We start from the raw sequence: 17,398 nt of genomic DNA on the forward strand, positions 1-17,398 counted from the left end.
ACGCCCCCGAGGTCGCGCAGGGCTCGGTGATCAACGATTCGAGGTCTGTGTACAACGTCTCCGGCTGCTCGGGTTCCGCACTGCGGAACCCGAGCAGCCGTGGTCACCGTGGGCGGGTCCTGTCACCTCCGGAACCGCTGCGCCACCGCCGCGAAGGCGGCCTTGGGTTCCCATTCCCTGTCGGGGTAGGTCTGCCCCCGGAGCCCTTCGCGGAGTTCGACGATGCCCAGGCCGGCCCGGTCCAAGTCGTCCCAGGGGTCGCCGTCCGGGCGGTGCGTGTGGCCGGGCAGGGCGAACAGGCACACGAACGCGTTGTCCACGCCCTCGGTCTCGAAGATCTCCAGCAGTTCGCTCAGGCATGCGGCCTGGCCTGCCTCGTCACGCTCGTACAGGCCGTTCAGCCTTACGGGGACCCTGGTCTCGGGTCGTGATCGACCACTTCCAGCGCCCGCCCGCCGCGGTAGGCCGCGGTGCCGAATCCGGTGATGGCGAGCGACTTCGGTCCCTGGGCCGAGGCGCGCACCGCGTCCCGGAACCGGTCGGCGACCTCGGCCGAGCGGATCAGCTGGAACGTCACGATGTCGAACGGAGCCCAGTCGACCTGCTCGAACTGGATGGACGCGCAGGTGAGCCTGCTTTCGGGCGTGGCCGGCCTGGCCGTAATCCGCCCGCCCGTCCGTGACTTCCTGCACCGGGGCAGGGAGCTTCTCGTCGGAGCTTCGTCCACCACCGGGCCACCCGAGGCCGGGAACGAGGAGCCGAACCGCCCGGCGCCGTCCCCCTCGATGCCATGTCCCCACTGCCCTCCCACTTCCGGCGTCACCACGGGATCACGGACGGTAGGGTGAGGGGCGATCACGCGGCACGGTGATCCCGTACGGCACATGGGGAGGGCGACCAGAGGAATGGTGGCGTTGGAGGAGAGCCAAGGACGTACCCGGGACCAACGGTCGGTGTTCGAGCGGTATCAGGACGCCGCGGCCGATGCCGGGGAGCATGGAACCCCCTTGTTCGCCGTGGAGGTCACCACCGACGGCCGGCCGACCGACATCGAGCGCGAGGAGGCCGAGGATGTGGTGATCGAGCAGATCACCTCCCCTTTCGACCCCGAGCACATCGACATCGACACCCGGACGACGACCGTCGACCTCCTGTTGTCTCGGCTGCGCAACGAGATGATCGACCTCGCCCCGGACTTCCAGCGCAAGGCGGGCATCTGGACCGACGGCAAGCAGTCCCGGCTCATCGAGTCGCTGCTGCTGCGCATTCCCATTCCGTCTTTCTACGCCGCCGAGAAGAAGGACGGCAGTTGGGCCATTGTCGACGGAATTCAGCGCCTCACGTCCATCGCCCGCTTCCTGGAGCCCGAGGCAGTCGGTGCCGACCCACTGAAGCTGACGGGCCTGGAGTACCTGCGCAACTTCGAGGGCACGGGCTTCGCGAACCTGTCCGGGAAACTCCAGATCCGGCTGCGTGAGACGGAGGTCGTCGTCCATGTCATCCGGCGCGGCACCCCCGAGCCGGTGATGTTCAACGTCTTCGCGCGCATCAACACCGGAGGCGAGCCCCTCACCCGGCAGGAGATCCGGCACGCGCTCATCGCGGGCCGGGCGCGCACGCTTCTCGCGGAGTTGGCGGAGACCGAGGAGTTCCGGCGGGCCACCGGCTACAGCGTCGTCGGCGACCGGATGGCCGACCGGGAGATGGTTCTTCGCTTCCTGGCCTTCCGGATGACCTCCCCGCACGCCTACAAGCCCGGCGACTTCGACGCGTTCCTCGCCGAGGCGATGCACCAGGTGAACCGCCTCGACAGCCAAGAAGAGAACCGCCTGCGCACCGAGTTCCTCACGGCGATGCAGGCCGCCGAGGAGATCTTCGGCCACCACGCCTTCCGGAAGTACCGACGGAACCAGCAGCGCAAGTCGCCCATCAACAAGGCGCTCTTCGAGACGGTCGCCGTCAATCTCGCGAGCCTCGCTGACAACGACCGCGAGGCGCTGCGGCGGACCGACGCCCTCGGCGCCTTCGCCGAGCTCATGGAGGACGCGGAGTTCGAACGTGCCATCTCCGTGGGCACTGGCGACGCCAGGAAGGTCCGCAAGCGGTTCGACGCGGTCAAGGAGCTCCTGGAGACGGTGCTCAACGAGGGACGGAGCGGGGCCGAGCAGTGATCAACCGCATCACGCTGATCAATTTCAAGGCGTTCCGGCGTCTGGAACTCCCTCTCGGCCCGCTGACGCTCCTCACCGGTCTTAATTCCTCGGGCAAGAGCAGCGTCCTGCAGGCGCTGGCGCTGCTGCGACAGTCGTACGAGACGCAGATGCTCATCAGGGCCAGACGTGCCGGAGGCGGGTTACTGCTCAATGGTGATCTGGTGAGCCTGGGCACCGCACAGGACGTCCTGCACGAGGACTTCGGGCCGGTGGAAGAACTCCCCGCGGTCCGCGAGCCGCTCGTCGGCTTCGTCATCGAAGAAGACTGCGAGCAGCGGGCCTGGGCCGCCGCGTACGACATCCGCCACCCCGACCGTGACGTCATGCCCTTGGCAGAGGGATCGGTCCGCGCCCACCTGGCCGAGCAGCCGTTCCAGTACCTGCACGCCGACCGCATCACCCCGGCAGTCACCTACCCGCGCTCTCACCAGATCGCCGTCGCACGGGGTTTCCTCGGCGTGCGCGGTGAACACACCATCAACTACCTGCGCCACCACACGGACCAGGACGTTCCCACGGAAGTGCCTGACGGTCCGCTCCGCCATCCCGACGCCACTTCCCCCCAGCTCCTGGACCAGACGATCGCCTGGATGCAGGAGCTGTGCCCGGGCATCAACATCGAGACCGACCCCATCGAAGGCACCGACTCGGTCCGCCTCTCCTACGGCTTCGGCGGCACCGCAGGCATCAACGCCACCCGTCGCCGCCGCCCCACCAACGTCGGGTTCGGCCTCACCTACGCGCTGCCCGTCGTGGTCGCCTGCCTCACCGCGACGCCCGAGAGCCTGATCCTGCTGGAGAACCCCGAGGCCCATCTGCACCCGAAGGGGCAGAGCAGGATGGCGGCACTGCTGTCCGCGGCCGCTGCCACCGGCGCCCAGCTGATCGTCGAGACGCACAGCGACCACGTGCTGAACGGCGTTCGCCTCGCAGTGAAACAGGGCGTCCTCCAGCCGCACGACACGGTCGTGCACTACTTCAGCGGCAACGGGGCGGGAACCGAGGTCGTCACCCCGCGCATCGACAAGGACGGCATGCTCGAACAGTGGCCCAGGGGCTTCTTCGACGAGTGGGAGAACTCACTCGACCGGCTGCTGGACTGACGGCACGGGACGAGGGGGAGAGGAAAGCGTGCCACTGCTGTTTCTGAACGAGAAGTCCTGGGGGGCGGCCTGCGATCCGGCGCGGGCCGACCGGGCCATGGCCGACTTCGTGGCTGTCGTCCGTGCCGCCGCGGCTGAGGGAGGCGCGACGCTCGTGAGCGAGGTGGACGTCAAAGCACTGCACATCGCCGAGGGTTACCCCGTCAACAAATGGATCGGGGCCAGCCCACGCAACCGCGCCCTCTGGCAGCGTCTGCGGGCCTTACAGGCACGCGCTCCCGTGCGAAGCGTCTTCCCCACGAAGGATGCCGCCGACCATCTGGAGTACCGCCACGACGGCGAGGTCGTGCTCGGCCTCGGCGCCGCGCACATCATGGACGGCATCGCCGTCAGCCTCCCAGTGGCCCGCTCGTGGCAGACCGACCACGTCACCCTGGAGCGCTCCGAACTCGTCGAGGACGATGAGGGCACGCTGGAGATGCGGCGCGACACTGTGGAAGTCCGGCATCTGTCCGCCGAACCGCATCTCGACGGGCATCTGGAGTGGGTTCGCAAGACACGCCGGGAAAGCGTCACCACCGGTCTGCGGATCTGGGACAGCCGGGCGGACCTCTACCCGCACCTCACGTTCCTGCCGCGCGTCGAGGGTCAGCTCAGCGGCCTGAACCCGCACTGGGTGCTCCCCGTACGGAGAGCCTTGGAACGGCTGGAGGAAGCCGTCGCCACATGGGACCCGGCAGCCATGGCCGAGCCCGAGTGGCGGAGCAAGGTCAGCCCGGAAGGCGAGACCCGTAAGCGCGTGTGCCGTTTCATCGACCTGGACGCAGAGACACGCACCTTCGACCTGCACGCCCGGTTCACGCCGGGTGCCGGGCGTATTCACTTCCGCCTGGTCCCGGAGGAACGCACGATCCGCCTCGCTCACATCGGCAAGAAGATCCGGCCAGAGGTCTAGAGATCGTCGTCAGCGGTCAGGTCCGGAGCAGGATCGAGGCGACGGTGACAGCGGCCCGGCAGGACTCGCGGTTGTGTTGTAGCGAGTGGCCAAGGCCGCGCCACGTCAGGCCGCCGAAAGTCCCGGGAAAGTCTCAGGGGCTGCTGGGCCCCTTCAGCCCGTTCGGCGTGGCGGGAATCGACCGGCGCTCCCCCCTCGGAGCCAGTTCGTCCGCCCGGGGCGGGTCCGCCCCGGGGACGGAGCACGTCAGGGCGGCGACGTGGGCGGCGAACGAGCAGGCGTCGGTGAGGTCGTCGAGGGGCAGTCCGTCGAGCCGGCCGCCCAGGTGCCCGAGGTCGGCGAGGCGGTGGAGCAGGCCCGCGGTGAAGGAGTCCCCGGCACCGACGGTGTCCGCGACGGTCACGGGCGGGGCCTCCACGGTGACGCGTTCGCCGTCGAGGGACGCGAGGGCGCCGCGCCCGCCGAGGGTGATGACGACGAGGCCCGCTGGCCGCCCACCGGTTGGACGCCTGGGGAATCCCGTACGGCACCGGCCCGCACGAGGAGATCGTGCTGATCGTCGGTGAGCCAACCGCCAACGCGGTACGACACGGCCACGTCCCCAGCCGGGACTTCCATCTGCTCCTGCACGCGAGCGAACCCGCCCACACGGTCAGGATCGAGGTCACCGACACCCGTACCGGATGCACACCACCCGAACCGGACGCGCTGCCCGCTCCCGACCCACAGGACACCAGCGGCCGAGGGTTGCTGCTGGTCGCGGGTCTCGCCACCCGCTGGGGCCGGCACCTCCGGCCGGGAGGTCCGGGCAAGACGGTCTGGGCGGAGTGCGTGTTCGCAACTCCCATGTGAGCTCGGGGCCGTGATGGAAGAATACGGCGAGATGACCGCCAGCGACTACTCTCCGTTCGCCCACCTCACCACCCCCAACGCCCCCCTCTACCGCCAGGTCATGCGCGTCTTCCTCGCCGCCAAGGAGCGGTTCGCGGTGCATCTGCGGCCGGAGGACGTGTACGCCGCCCTGGACGCGGGGAGCCGGCCCGCCGACCTGGACGCGGTGACGCAGGCGCTGGACAAACTCGTGGAGTGGGGCAACCTGCGGGGCGACCCCGATCACGCGCGGGTGACGGCGGTCGAGGACTTCTACCGCAGGCGGTTCATCTACCAGCTCACCCGGGCCGGTGAGGCGGCCGAGGCGGCGCTGGGGACGTACGACGAGGTGCTGGGGCGGCGCGGCGAACTCCAGGCGGTCGCGCTGCACGACATCGTCACGCAACTGCGTGCGCTGCTGGTGATCGCCGTGGAGCAAGAGCCCGACCCGGCCAAGACCTACGTCGCGCTGTCCGTGCTGACGGCGCGGTTCACCGACCTCGCCGACAACGCCCGCGCCTTCATGGGCTCGCTCCAGCGCACCATCGACCTGCACGACATCGAGGTCGAGGCGTTCCTCGCGTACAAGGACCGGCTGATCCAGTATCTGGAGCGGTTCATCCAGGACCTCATCACCCTCGGCGGGCGGATCGCCCTGCTCATCGGGGTACTGGAGGAGCAGGAGCGGGTCGATCCGCTGCTGCGGCTCGCCGCCGCCCGCGAGGCCGCCGACGCCGCTCCCGAGGACGCCGAGCGGGCGGAGACGGTGGCGTACGAGCGGTGGGCCGCCCGGTGGTCCGGGCTCTCCGAGTGGTTCGTGTCGGGGGAGGGGCGGGAGTCGCAGGCCAGACTGCTGCGCGGGCGGGCACTCGGATCGATCCCGCAGCTGCTGGCCGTCGTAAGGCAGCTCAACGAGCGGCGGGCCGGACGCTCGGACCGCTCAGCCGACTTCCGCACCCTCGCGCGCTGGTTCGCCCAGGCACCCGACGACGCGGCACGGCACCGGCTGTGGCGCGTGGCGTTCGGGTTGCACTCCTCCCGGCATCTCACCGTCGACGCCGAAACCCTCGCCGAACGGACGGCCGCCCCGGAGCCGGCCTCCACTCCGTGGAGCGAGGCACGACCTCTGAGCATCAGCCCACAGTTGCGCCGCACCGGCAGTTATGAAAGGCGCGGCAAGCCGCGCCGGGTGGCCGACCGGGGAGAGGCGAAGCGCCGGCTCGCCGAGATCGCAGCTCGGCAGACGGAGGAGACCAGGCGAGCGCGGGACCGTCTCGTGACGGACGGGCCGGTGCGGCTGTCCCGGCTCGGCGGACTCGACCCGCATGCCTTCCAGTTGTTCCTTCGGCTGCTCGGCGACGCGCTTGCCACCTGGCGGCCGGGCACCGTCACCACAGTCGCCACCAGCGGTGACGGTTCGATGGAGATCCGGCTGACCGCCCTCGACGACGGATCGACAGCCGAAGTGCGCACTCCCGACGGTGTGTTCAGCGGCCCCGATCACCTGATCGACATCGTCGACCTCACGGTGGGGCAGGGCGACGGCGCCGCCGCACCGCCATCGGCACCCGTTTCCCTCCCCGCCCCGCGACGGGACACCGTTCCCCAACTCAGGGAGGACCGATGAGTGGCTCCCTGGCCGAGGTCCTGGACGGCCAGCGGCAGGCCGACCTTCAGAAGGCCGCACGAGCCCTGCTGAGGAAACCGCTGCTCACGGCCGACGGACCGTACGCGGACGAGTTCAAGCTGGTGCGCCGGCACACCGCCGAGCTGCGGGAGTGGTTCGAACGCAACGTCGGCTGGACGCTGCGCACGGACGCCGACGCCGCCCGGCTGCGCAAGACGCCGGGCACCCTCACCGACGCCACACACCCGGCGCGCGAGGCCACCCGCAGCGCCCTGCCCTTCACCCGCCGCCGCTACGTCCTGCTCTGCCTGGCCCTGGCCGCGCTGGAACGGGGCGAGTCCCAGGTGGCGCTCGGACGCCTCGCCGAGCAGGTCGTCCTGGCCGCCGCAGATCCCCAACTCATCGCTGCCGGTATCACGTTCACTCTGGAACGGCGCGACGAGCGCCTCGACCTCGCGGCCGTCGTCCGCCTGCTGCTGCGGCTCGGCGTGCTGCGGCGGGTCGCCGGTGACGAGGACGCCTACGTCAGCGGATCGGGCGACGTGCTGTACGACGTGCGGCGGCGCGTGCTGGCCGGGATGCCCGCCTCCCTGCGAGGTCCCTCCATGGTCGAGGCCGACGGCTTCGAGGAGCGCCTGGTGGAGATGACCGCGTCGACCGTGCTCGACAGCGACGAGCTCAGGTTCCGGGCGGTCCGCTGGAAACTGACCCGCATCCTCCTGGACGACCCGGTGCTGTACTACGACGACCTGACCGACGCCGAACTGGCCTACCTCACCCGGCAGCGCGGCTTCATCACCGCCCGCATCAACGAGCTGACGGGACTCGTCCCGGAGGCCCGGGCCGAGGGCATCGCCATGGTCGACCCGATGGACGAACTCACGGACGCGCGCATGCCGGAACAGGGCACCCACGGCCACATCACCCTGCTGCTGGCGGGGCACCTGGCCCGGGCGGACGGGCCCGTCGAACCGGCGGAACTGGCGGTCCGCGTACGGGAACTGGCCGCAGAACACGGCGGGTTCTGGTCCAAGTCGGCGAGGGAACCGGGAGCGGAGCCCGAACTCGTCGAGCAGGCACTGGCCAGGCTGGTGGAGCTGGGACTGGCCGAGCGCACCGAAGGGGGCGTCGTACCGCGGCCGGCCCTCGCGCGGTACGCGGTCGGCGAACCCGTGGTCAGGCAACCCGGACGGGCTCGCAGGTCCGCCACGACGGCACAACCCGTGCAGCCCGTGCAGCCCGTGCAGGACGAAAGGTGAACCGCCCCGTGACCGAGCTCCCCGGACCCGAGTCGCCCGGCCCCGCGCTGCCCGCTCCCGCGCCTGGCCGGTGGCGGCCCCTGCGCATCGGACTCGCCGATCTCTTCCACTACGATGTCGAGGAGTTCTGGTTCCGCGACGGCCGGCTGCTGTTGCGCGGCAACAACGGCACCGGCAAGTCGAAGGTGCTGGCCCTCACCCTGCCGTTTCTCCTGGACGGCGACCTCTCCGCCCGCCGCGTCGAACCCGACGGCGACCCGGGCAAGCGCATGGAGTGGAACCTCCTCCTGGGCGGCGCGCACCCGCACCCCGAACGGCTCGGCTACACCTGGATCGAGTTCGGACGACTTGACGGCAGCACGGGTGAGGCGCACTTCCGCACGCTGCTGTGCGGACTCAAGGCGGTCGCCGGACGTGGCATCGCCCGCCACTGGTTCGCGGTCACCGGCCAGCGGGTCGGCGCCGACCTCGGCCTGCTGGACGCGACCGGGACGGCACTGTCCCGGGACCGGCTCGCCGAGGCCATCGGCGCCCACGGCATGGTGTACGACACGGCGAAGGCCTACCGCAGGGCGGTCGACGAAGCCCTCTTCGGGCTGGGGGAGCGGCGCTACGGCGCCCTGGTCGACCTCCTGATCCAGCTGCGCCAGCCCCAGCTGTCCAAGCGACCCAGCGAGGCCGCCCTGTCCCGGGCACTGACCGAGGCACTCCCGCCGATGGACCAGGCGGTCGTCGCCGACGTGGCGGAGGCCTTCCGGTCGCTGGACGAGGAGAAGGAGGAACTGCGAGCGGCCCGCGAGGCCGAACAGGCGTCCACGGCGTTCCTCGACCACTACCGCCGCTACGCCCGCCTCGCCTCCCGGCGCCGCGCCCGCCTGCCCCGCCGCGAACACTCCCGATACGAGAACCTGCAACGGGAACTCGCCAGGGCACAGGAGGACCGGGACCGGGCCTCGGCGGAACGCGAGAAGGCCGCGGCGAGGGGCACCGCCCTCGACGAGCGGGCCGCACGGCTGGCCGCCCAGGACGCCACGCTGCGGTCCCGGCCCGAGATGCGCGACGCCCGCGCGCTCGACCGGGCGGCGGACGACGCCTCCCGCACGGCGGCAGACCTGAAGCGGGCCGAGGCGGACCGGCGTACGGCGGCCGAGGCACACACCCGGGCCCTGGGCCGGCTCGCCACCGCGGACAATTGGCTGACAGCCGCCCGGGAGGCGTTGGACGGGATCCGGGACCGGGTGGCCGAGAGCGCCGTGGCCGCCCGGCTCGAGCTCCCCAGGACGGAGGGAGCCCCCGACCCGGTTCTGCGCCGGGAGGCGGACGAGGCGACCGCGAGCAGGCAGCGCGCCGTCGAGCACGTGGCGGATCTCGTCACGCGGGCCGAGCAGGCCGAGGAGCGGCACCGTGCCGCTCGGCTGCGCGCCGACGAGGCCGATGAGGAGGTCGTGCACGGGGAGGAGCGACTGGCCGAGGCGGAGGAGGACGTGGCCCGGGAGGGGTGGGCGCTGGTCACGGCCGTGCGGGAGCGTCTTTCCGGATGTGTGGAGCTGCGGGTGCCCGGGCTGCCCGGGGTCCTGGACGCCGTACAGGACTGGTCGAGCTCTCTTGACGGCCCGATGCCCGCCCGTACGGCGGCGAGCGAGGCGCATCGCGCCGCCGCCTCTAACCTGGCCGACCGGGCGGCCGGACTGGCCCACCGCGAGGCGGCGACGGCGGAGCGGCAGCGACTGGCGGTGGAGGAACTGACCGCCCTCGAATCAGGCGGGGAGCGCGGCCCCGCGGCTCCCCCCGCCCGCACACCTGGCCTACGGGACCGGGACCCCGGCGCCCCGCTGTGGCGGCTCGTCGACTTCCACCCACACGTCACCGGGGCCGACCGTGCGGGACTGGAAGCCGCGCTGCAGGCGTCGGGGCTCCTCGACGCCTGGGTGCGGCCGGACGGCTCCGCGGTCGCGGCGGACGGACACGACGTACTGCTCGATCCGGTCGGGCTGCTCGGCGGACCCGGACTCGACCGCGCGCTGTGCCCGGCCGTCGACCCCGCGGACGCGGGGGCCGCCGCAGTGGGGGAGGAGACAGTCGCGCGCCTGCTCGCCTCCATCGGGCTGGCCGCGGGCGACAGCGACGGGACCGGCGAGGCCTCCTGGGAGGCCGGCGGCTACGACACCTGGGTCTGCCGGGACGGGCGCTTCCGCGTCGGGGCGCTCACCGGGAGCTGGGCCAAGGACAGCGCCCAGTACGTGGGGGAAGGCTCGCGGGAGCAGGCACGCCGTGTCCGCATGCGGGAACTGCACGCCGAGATCGACGGCCTGACGGCGGAGCGGGAACGACTGGCCGAGGAGTCCCGCGCCGTGGCCGGGCGCCGTGCCACGCTGGACGCCGAACTCGCCGCACTGCCCGGCGACGACGGCCTGCGGCGCGCCCACGCACGCGTCACCGCCGCGGCCGAAGCGGTCCGTCGGGCCCGAGCCCGGCGGGACGAACGTGCCGCGGAACTGGCTCCGGCGGCGGAGCGGGCCGACCGTGCGGCAGCCGAACTCACCGACACCGCGGCGGCCCTGAACCTCCCCGCCGACCACCCGGGACTCGGCGCCGTGCGCCAGGCGCTCGCCGACCACACCGCGCTCCTGGCGGCCCTGTGGCCGGCACTGCGCGAGCGCGCGGAGGCCGAGCGCGCGGTGACCGGTGAGCGGGAGGAGACCGGCCGGGCCGAACTCCTCGTGTCCGAACTCGCGGAGCGTGCCACGGAGGCGGCTCGGTCGGCCGCGGCGGCGGACGCACACCTCACGACGCTCCGCTCCACCGTCGGAGCGGCCGTCGCCGAGCTGCAGAGGCAACTGGAGGAGACGGCCGAGGCGGCCCGGGTCTGCGAGCACGAGCAGCGGCAGGCCCGGGCGGAGTACGGTGACGCCGACCGGCGGGCCAGCCGAGCCGAAGGACGCCTCGGGCGGCTCACCGAGGACGTCACCGAGGCGACCGCCGCGCGGGAGGAAGCGGTCGCGGCGCTCCAGCGGTTCGCCGCGACGGGGCTGCTCGCCGTCGCGCTGCCCGACATCGATGTACCGGACGACGGCGGAGGGACGTGGGCGGCGACCCCCGCCGTCGCCCTCGCGCGGGCGGTGGAGTCCCGGCTCTCCGCGATCGACGACACCGACGCGGCGTGGGAGCGCGTCCAGAAGCGGCTGAGCGAGGAGTTCGGCAGGCTCCAGGACGCGCTGTCGCGGCACGGCCACACCGCCACCGCTCGCCCGAGCGAGGACGGCATGCGGGTCGACATCGTCTATCAGGGCCGGGAACGGGCCGTGCCCGAACTCGCGGAGGCGCTGGCCGTGGAGGTCGCGGAACTGATCCGCATCCTGTCCGCACGCGAGCGCGAGATCCTCCAGACCCATCTGATCACCGAGGTCGCCGGGACGCTCCAGGAGCTGATCGGGGCGGCCGAACGGCAGGTGGCCGCCATGAACAGGGAGCTGGAGGAGCGCCCGACCTCCACGGGCATGAAGCTGCGGCTGGTGTGGAGAGCGTCCCGCCGGGCTCCGCAGGGACTGGCTCAGGCCCGCGAACGGCTGCGTCAGTCGGCCGACGCGTGGTCCCCCGAGGACCGAGCCGCGGTCGGTGCGTTCCTCCAGGAGCAGATCGCCCACCGGCAGGCCGACGACAGCGTCGGCAGCTGGCTGGAGGATCTCACCGCGGCCCTCGACTACCGGTCCTGGCACGAGTTCGGTGTCGAACGCCACCAGCACGGCAAGTGGGTCCCTGCCACCGGTCCCGCCTCGGGCGGGGAGCGGGTGCTGGCCGCGTCCGTACCCCTGTTCGCCGCCGCGTCCTCGCACTACGCGAGCGCGGGCGGCGCGCACGCCCCGCGCCTGGTCACCCTGGACGAGGCGTTCGCCGGCGTCGACGACGACTCCCGCGCCAAGTGCCTCGGACTGCTGCGCGCTTTCGACCTCGACGTCGTGATGACCAGTGAACGTGAATGGGCCTGCTACCCCCAGGTGCCGGGTATCGCCATCGCCCAGCTCTCCCGCGTCGACGACATCGACGCCGTACTGGTGACACGGTGGGAATGGGACGGCGGCGAACGGTGGCGCGGCACGGAACCCGGTGACCGGGCGGACGCGTTCGCGGCGGCCGCCGGTGCCGGAGACTCCGGCGAGTGGCCCGACGGACCTGTGAGTCCATCCCGTGAGACAGGGCGGACCGCCGTGGTCGACAGTGCCGGCGGACAGGGGGCCCTGTGGACGTGAACCATGCGGCGACCCCGCCCGACCGCGACGGAGGCCGGACGGCACCCGGACGCACGACACCGCCGGACGCCATCGCGGACGCGATGCCGAGGGAGCCCGCACCGGCGGAAGCCCGGCCCGACGTCGACACCGAGCGCCTCGGACGCCTGCTCGGCGATCCCGGCCTCACCTGGTTCGTGGACCGCGTGCGGCAACGGATGGCACGCGGCCGGCCGCTCACCGGCACCGTCACCCTTCCCGACCCCGACGAGTCCCGACGCCGCGCCGCCGAACGTCTCCTGGGACGGGCACCACGAGCCCGCGGCTCCCTCGGTATTCGCCTCGACATCGTGGACGAGATCCTGCGTCGCTCCGGTGTCAGCCCCGGCGGCCTGGCGGCGGCCGTCGTCGCCCTCGCCGGCCCGGTCGTGCTCCACGCCGAGACGCGGAACAGAGAGGAGCGGGCCTGGGAGGAGGCGTACGCCCCGCTCGGCACCCTCGACGCGGAGCTGGCTCCCTGGGCCGAACGGATCCGCGGTGACGGTCTCGTACGACGCCTCGCCCGCAGACCGGAGGCGGCGGCCCCCTTGGTGGAGGCCGCCGTGCGCGCGTTGCGTGCACTACCCGCGTCACCCCCGATGTCGCGGGCGACGTTCGCGGCACGGAAGCTCTCGGGCGCCCACGCCCTGGACGAGGGGACGCCGCTCGCCACTCTCGTCCTGTCCGGCATCCGATGCCTCACCGGCTTCCCCGACGGATCCGGGGCGCAGTGGCGGCGGGAGGCGTGGGCTTCGGCAGGCCTGCTCAAGGACGACCTGTCATCGACCGTCCTCACCCTCAACCTGCGCGGTACCCCAGCCCTCGACTGGATGGCCGACGCGGGGGAGCCGACGGTGCTGACCCTCCGCTCCCTCACCGGCCGCGCAGCGGTTGCCTCCGTTCCCCCGACGGGAACCGTCCGCATCTGCGAGAACCCGGCGGTACTGTCCGCTGCCGCCGACACCCTCGGCCGGGCGTGCCCACCCATGGTGTGCCTTCAGGGGCAACCGTCGGCTGCCGCGCTCACGTTGCTGCGTGACCAGTCTTCGCGGGGAGCCCGCCTTCTCTATCACGGCGATTTCGACTGGGGCGGGGTGCGCATCGCCACAGCACTGGCGCGAAGCGTCCCTTGGCGGCCGTGGCGCTACACGGCGGCGGATTACCGAGCAGCAGCGACCGCAGTGACCGAAGCCCCGGTCTTGACGGGCCCGCCCGCTGCAACCCCCTGGGACCCGGCCCTGGCCGTCGCTCTCGCCGAGTGCGGTGTCCGGGTCGAGGAGGAAACGGTGCTGAACGACCTGCTCGCGGACCTCGGCACGCGGTCCCGCTGAGGCGCGTCCCCCGGCCGCGGCGGGCGCGGAACTCTGCGCGTACCGACTGACACAACCCTCGTCACGCGCGTCCTCGTGCACCACCTCGCCCGGTACCGGGACACTGGGCCGCCTGACGACTCCGAAAGGTGACCGCGCCGTTTCGTAGAGCGAGACGCCCGCCTCCGCAGGGTGACGAGGGGTGACCGCCGGGTGACCGGCTCTGTGAGGGCGCGCACAGGGCTCACGTCACACGGGGCCGGGGTTAGTAGACGCCCGACGGCCGCTCGCCAGCGTGGTCGCCGGCCGTCCGGGCGAGTCACGCGGCCGGTCTGCGAAGCGGCGTAGTAGGTCACACACTTGTCGCGGCGCCGGAGCGTTCCGCAGTGTGTTCGGCGTACCGGGGAGCCGAGCGCCGGGACCGGACGGGAAGAGCCCGTCCGTGATCCAGACACCGGCCCTGATGACGCGAAGCCGCGTCCAACGCGGACACCGCGTCGCCGACCCCCCGTCGGCCTCCCCATCACGTTCCCGAATGGAGAGGTACACCCGTGCACGCCATCATGCGCCGCCCCGACTTCCGCAAGTCCGCCGTGGCCTCCCTCGCCGCTGCGGGCGCCGCCGCCGTCACTCTCGCCCTCGCCCCGAGCCCGGCACACGCCGCCGAGCCGGCCAAGGCATCCACCGCGCAGGCCCAGACCGACAAGGTCGAGGCCATCGTCAAGGCCGGCGAGAAGAAGCACGGCGACGACCTCGACGGCTGGATCCGCACCGCCCTGGACGTCATGGACGCCAAGAACATCCCGGGCACCTACGACGGCCTGCACCGCAACATCATGCGCGAGTCGTCCGGCAACCCGAACGCACAGAACAGCTGGGACATCAACGCCCAGAACGGCATCCCCTCGAAGGGCCTGCTCCAGACGATCCAGCCCACCTTCGACGCCTACCACGTCAAGGGCACGAAGGACTCCATCACCGACCCGGTCGCCAACATCGTCGCCGCCTGCAACTACGCGGCCGACAAGTACGGCTCCATGGACAACGTCGACTCCGCCTACTGACCGGCGGACCCACCGACCGCCTGAGCCCCCGGGACAACCGGTCCCGCGCGGAGGCCGGCGGGGCCCAGGCAGCACGGCGGGGCCGGAGGAACGACACGTCCCTCCGGCCCCGCCCGCGTCGCACCCCGAGCGTCCCAGAAAGCCCCAGAGGTGCCATCACGCCCCCTACGGCCGTACGGAGCCTGTCCGACGGTTGAGCGGGCCGTCGGCAGGCTCCGAGGGACCGGGCCAGGCCCTGCACGCGGCTCAGTCGAACAGCCGTGCCGGCGCGGTCTCGCCCAGCAAGATCGCCAGGTGGGCACCCGCACCGTCCGGCTCACCAAACAGGGTCTGCCGCCGTGGCCCCCAGAGGGCAGGCGGTGAGCAGGTCGCCTCGCGTGTAGCGGAGTCGAAGGTGCTGCGCGGGTTCGCGCCGGGCCGGTCCGGGTCGATGACCACCGCCGTGTTCTCGCCGGCGTCGGTGAGCATCAGGTCCGCCGGGTGTCCGCCCACCAGCAGGGCTCGCTCCAGATTTCATCGAGCCCGACCGAGACACGCAGTGGCTGTTCCCGGTGTTCCAGGTGAGTCGGGGTGAGTACCTGTGGCCGGCGGAGCACGTGACCCTCGTCGAGGCGACGGACCTTGCTGGTAGGCGCCGCCGTGCGTCCGTGTGCGACGCCAGGCTCCCCTCGGTGTCCACCTGCTGCGCGCGCAGCCGACGGCGCAGGCCGGTGGTGGATTCGTCGTGCTCCAGCAGTGTCAGGGAACCGGTGCGGTGACGCCCGCGATCCGTACGGTCACGGCTCATCGGGACGACGCGCCGCTGCTCCACGGCTCCGAAGGCCAAGGCCTGGTACGTCAGGAGCTGCTGCCGGGTAACGGCCATCAGGGCCTCGGGGTCATCGGCGACGTAATCCTCCGCGTCGCCTTGCGGACTGCCGGCCGGGGAGGCGCCGGTCTGCGGCCCGCCGTGGGGGTGGGCCGTATGCAGAGCCAGGAACAGATGGTCCTGCTCCCACTTATCGGGCCTATTGCCGGGCAGCGACGTGCCGCAGAGGACCTGCCGGTGTGCCAAGCCGGGCATGAGGGCGCTGCCACCGTCCAACTGGACCCTCCCGTTCTTCAGCACGCCTGCGCCGAGTGCACGGGCTGCCTTCGCCTCGATCAGCCAGGGCAGGCCGGCGGCGTGGTGATTGCCCCACAGGTCGGGCAGCTTGGCAGCCGGGTCGGTGAAGCCGGGCAGGCCGCCCGGACCTCCGGCTTCGAGATGCCAGGTGCTTCCCAGGCCAGCCATCCCGGCGCAGAGCCAGTGCGCCATCGTCATGCCCAAGTGGTAGCCGAAGGCGGAGTGGGCGCTGCGCTCACTGCCGTACTGGTAGAGGGCGTTCACGAAGAGCCTGCGGCCGGCTGCGGGCGCGGGTGCGGGCACGTCCTTGAGCTGGAGGTAGGCCTGAAGGGGGGCGGTACGGGAGATGAGCTCGTTTACGGCGAGCCAGGGGGTGCGGCTCAGCCACGGGGTCAGGTCGCGCCCGACGCCCTTGGCCGCGAGGAGGACCTGCCGCCAGGTCGTGGTCGCCAGGTAGGTCCCGTACGAAGGCATGTCTGCCACCCCCGGCCACGGCTGGGTGGCACCCCTCCACAGAGCCTCGGAGGGCCGCCGCAGCGAGCTGAAGTCGCGTATGACGACGGGTATGTCCAGGGCGTCGGTCGGACTGAAGGCGAAGTCGGCCGCGTCGTGAGGGGGCTGCATGATCACGCCGACAGCCTGTCATGGGGCACGGACATCAGTCGCAGCTTTGGCCGAGGGGTCGGTGAGAAGAGCGGACACGCCAGGCACGGACTTGTGCGTCCAGTTCCTTGGGCCGTCGGTTGCGGGCCCGGACATGCCGAGGGATATCACCGAGGGCCGCCCGGCCCTCCTCGGCCGTGATGGGACGCGCTCGGCCGGCATCCACCAGCCGCTGCACCATGCCCTGGCGCGCATCTGATGGCGTTCGGAGTTTCGGCCGCCCACGAAGACGTGGCTGCTGATGCCGTCGGTGATCCACAGGCCCAGCGTCGACCACATGACGCTGCCTGCGCGATAGCCGCGGAAGTCCCTGGCGTGGACGGGCACCAAACTGGTGGGGTCCTGCTCCCAGGTGGCGATTTTGGCGTCCAGGTCCTGCGTGCGGTAGGCCTGGCGTCGCGGCCTCGGTGGCCGCGGCCCGTTGGTCCCGGCGTTCGAGGATCTGCGGTGCCCACTGGTCGATGTAGAACCAGGCCGCCCTCATCAGCGGCCACCAGATCGCAGGGGGAATTTCCGGGGTGGACAGCTCTCCCCTGCTCGTGCGCTGGGCGACGTCCGCGGCGGTCCTGCCCGGCCAGGGATCGTCCAGCAGGCCCCCGCCGGACAGGATCGGAGCGAACGCCCTGAGGAAGCGGATCGTACGGACATCGTTGGCCAGCGTCGATGTCCCGGAGGTGAGGGCGTGATGGTCCAGGTAGTCCTGCCAGTCGTCCGCCACCCAGTCGGCCAAGTCTTGCGGTATCTGCTGCTCGACCGCCCATTTGGCGATGAGCCGCATCTTGTCGCACGTCTCCATCGCCGAGCTCATGCCCCAGGTCTCGGCCTGGAAGAACAGCCCCGCGTCCCGAAGGATCCTGTGGGTGCAGTTGAGCATCCCGAAGACGACTTCCCGGGTCCGCAGATTCCAGAGCGGATCGGTGGGGAACGACGCCTGCCAGGCACTCTTCACCCGGTTGGTCGGCCG

The 17,398-nt window shown here is 71.8% G+C and carries 11 protein-coding genes and 2 pseudogenes; 9 read left to right on the forward strand and 4 right to left on the reverse strand.

The genetic code is table 11. The features are described from left to right. Positions 1-122 precede the first annotated feature (122 nt). Positions 123-640, reverse strand: a pseudogene (locus tag ACH4NX_RS19300) (hypothetical protein); the annotation flags it as partial. Between the two features lie 376 nt (positions 641-1,016). Here ACH4NX_RS19300 and ACH4NX_RS19305 point away from each other — a divergent pair. From ACH4NX_RS19305 to ACH4NX_RS19315, 3 genes are read left to right on the forward strand one after another with little or no spacing between them, the layout of a single operon-like run. After that, positions 1,017-2,171, forward strand: a complete 1,155-nt coding sequence (locus tag ACH4NX_RS19305) for a DUF262 domain-containing protein (RefSeq protein WP_398129355.1) — start codon at positions 1,017-1,019, stop codon at positions 2,169-2,171. Beyond that, complete coding sequence (locus ACH4NX_RS19310) at positions 2,168-3,316, forward strand: DUF3696 domain-containing protein (protein WP_398129306.1); 1,149 nt, start codon at positions 2,168-2,170, stop codon at positions 3,314-3,316. The genes ACH4NX_RS19305 and ACH4NX_RS19310 overlap by 4 nt, the downstream gene beginning before the upstream one ends. Before the next feature lie 28 nt (positions 3,317-3,344). Continuing rightward, positions 3,345-4,271, forward strand: a complete 927-nt coding sequence (locus ACH4NX_RS19315) for a hypothetical protein (RefSeq protein WP_398129305.1) — start codon at positions 3,345-3,347, stop codon at positions 4,269-4,271. Positions 4,272-4,404: 133 nt separating this feature from the next. On the opposite strand, the pseudogene ACH4NX_RS19320 reads toward ACH4NX_RS19315, so the two are convergent. Then, positions 4,405-4,758 (reverse strand): annotated as a pseudogene (locus ACH4NX_RS19320) (PfkB family carbohydrate kinase); the annotation flags it as partial. Positions 4,759-4,772: 14 nt separating this feature from the next. Between ACH4NX_RS19320 and ACH4NX_RS19325 the strand changes: the two are divergent. From ACH4NX_RS19325 to ACH4NX_RS19350, 6 genes are all read left to right on the forward strand, one after another. Next, positions 4,773-5,123, forward strand: a complete 351-nt coding sequence (locus ACH4NX_RS19325; protein ID WP_398129304.1) for an ATP-binding protein — start codon at positions 4,773-4,775, stop codon at positions 5,121-5,123. Between the two features lie 31 nt (positions 5,124-5,154). Further along, positions 5,155-6,768, forward strand: coding sequence for a TIGR02677 family protein (locus ACH4NX_RS19330; RefSeq protein WP_398129303.1), 1,614 nt, complete (start codon positions 5,155-5,157; stop codon positions 6,766-6,768). Further along, positions 6,765-8,027 carry a TIGR02678 family protein gene (locus ACH4NX_RS19335; protein ID WP_398129302.1) on the forward strand — a complete coding sequence of 421 codons (1,263 nt, stop codon included), beginning with the start codon at positions 6,765-6,767 and terminating at the stop codon, positions 8,025-8,027. The genes ACH4NX_RS19330 and ACH4NX_RS19335 overlap by 4 nt, the downstream gene beginning before the upstream one ends. Before the next feature lie 8 nt (positions 8,028-8,035). Further along, on the forward strand, positions 8,036-12,274 hold the full coding sequence (locus tag ACH4NX_RS19340; protein ID WP_398129301.1) for a TIGR02680 family protein: 4,239 nt from the start codon (positions 8,036-8,038) through the stop codon (positions 12,272-12,274). Then, a complete protein-coding gene (locus tag ACH4NX_RS19345; RefSeq protein ID WP_398129300.1) occupies positions 12,265-13,623 on the forward strand; it encodes a TIGR02679 family protein in 1,359 nt (452 codons plus the stop codon). The genes ACH4NX_RS19340 and ACH4NX_RS19345 overlap by 10 nt, the downstream gene beginning before the upstream one ends. A 530-nt stretch (positions 13,624-14,153) precedes the next feature. Further along, positions 14,154-14,666, forward strand: a complete 513-nt coding sequence (locus tag ACH4NX_RS19350; RefSeq protein ID WP_398129299.1) for a transglycosylase SLT domain-containing protein — start codon at positions 14,154-14,156, stop codon at positions 14,664-14,666. Positions 14,667-14,982: 316 nt separating this feature from the next. On the opposite strand, the gene ACH4NX_RS19355 is transcribed toward ACH4NX_RS19350, so the two are convergent. Both ACH4NX_RS19355 and ACH4NX_RS19360 read right to left on the reverse strand, forming a co-directional pair. Continuing rightward, positions 14,983-16,401, reverse strand: a complete 1,419-nt coding sequence (locus tag ACH4NX_RS19355; RefSeq protein WP_398129298.1) for a hypothetical protein — start codon at positions 16,399-16,401, stop codon at positions 14,983-14,985. A gap of 28 nt (positions 16,402-16,429) precedes the next feature. Then, on the reverse strand, positions 16,430-17,383 hold the full coding sequence (locus tag ACH4NX_RS19360) for a hypothetical protein (RefSeq protein WP_398129297.1): 954 nt from the start codon (positions 17,381-17,383) through the stop codon (positions 16,430-16,432). Positions 17,384-17,398 lie beyond the last annotated feature (15 nt).

It is taken from the genome of Streptomyces sp. NPDC017225 (assembly GCF_044331465.1).
Classification (GTDB): Bacteria; Actinomycetota; Actinomycetes; order Streptomycetales; family Streptomycetaceae; genus Streptomyces.